Raw genomic sequence first — 346 nt, 5'->3', positions numbered from 1 at the left:
CATGATATCCTTCCCCCATTTCGGGGGAAGGTGGCTCGCGGAGCGAGACGGATGGGGGCGTTTCGTGGCGACCGCTCCGGCTTCTTCCGCTTCCGATTCCTCCCCCCATCCGAGCGGCTCCGCCGCCCACCTTCTCCCCCAAGGGGAGAAGGAAAAGGACTTCGCATGACCCACATCACCATCGGCCAAGACCCGCTGACTCTTAATCAGCTGCGCGCCGCCCTGAACGGCCCCCTCACCGTCAGCCTGACCCCCGCCGCCTGGGCCAATGTCGACAAGGGCGCGGCCGTTGTCGCCGCCATCCTGGCCGAGGGGCGCACCGTCTATGGCATCAACACCGGCTTCG

The 346-nt window shown here is 66.8% G+C and carries 1 protein-coding gene; it reads left to right on the top strand.

The window, feature by feature from the left end; all coding sequences use genetic code 11:
- Positions 1 to 165 precede the first annotated feature (165 nt).
- Positions 166 to 346, top strand: a 181-nt coding sequence (locus ACK4SE_RS14150; protein WP_409694005.1) for an aromatic amino acid lyase, incomplete at its 3' end; no start/stop codon positions are given.

Source organism: Brevundimonas sp. (assembly GCF_046293315.1).
In the GTDB taxonomy this organism is placed as follows: Bacteria; Pseudomonadota; Alphaproteobacteria; order Caulobacterales; family Caulobacteraceae; genus Brevundimonas.
The sequence above is the reverse complement of the archived record's forward strand: the minus strand, read 5'-3'. Positions and strand labels throughout refer to the sequence as shown.